The following is a 285-nucleotide window of genomic DNA, read 5'->3' as shown; positions in this document are numbered from 1 at the left end:
GAAATAAATCAAGAATTTGATGTTCAATATAATGAGAATGCACAGGTTTGTGATGTGATAACGGATACTTTGGATGTTGTATCGCAGTATCTGCGAACAGGCTATGTGAATCGTGAGCACTGGGTATTAGTGTTACCGAGAGAAGGCATGGTTATGGATCCAGATAGAACCTTGAAAAGTTATCATGTTGAAAATGGCGATAAACTGATACTCATGTAGATGAGGGATGTGTGATGTTAGTATCGTAAAGATACTTGACAAGTACAGGGGGGATGAAAATAATGG

Annotated in this window: 1 protein-coding gene; it reads left to right on the top strand. The window is 38.2% G+C overall.

The annotated features are described in order from the left end of the window. Positions 1-219: EsaB/YukD family protein (locus DWX57_RS13950; protein WP_133300896.1), on the top strand; the 219-nt coding region annotated here is incomplete at its 5' end. Positions 220-285: the final 66 nt, after the last annotated feature.

The sequence above is a fragment of the Coprococcus sp. AF19-8AC genome (assembly GCF_003603115.1).
Classification (GTDB): domain Bacteria; phylum Bacillota; class Clostridia; order Lachnospirales; family Lachnospiraceae; genus Coprococcus; species Coprococcus aceti.
Note: the sequence above shows the minus strand (reverse complement) of the source record. Positions and strands in the feature narration are given on the sequence as shown.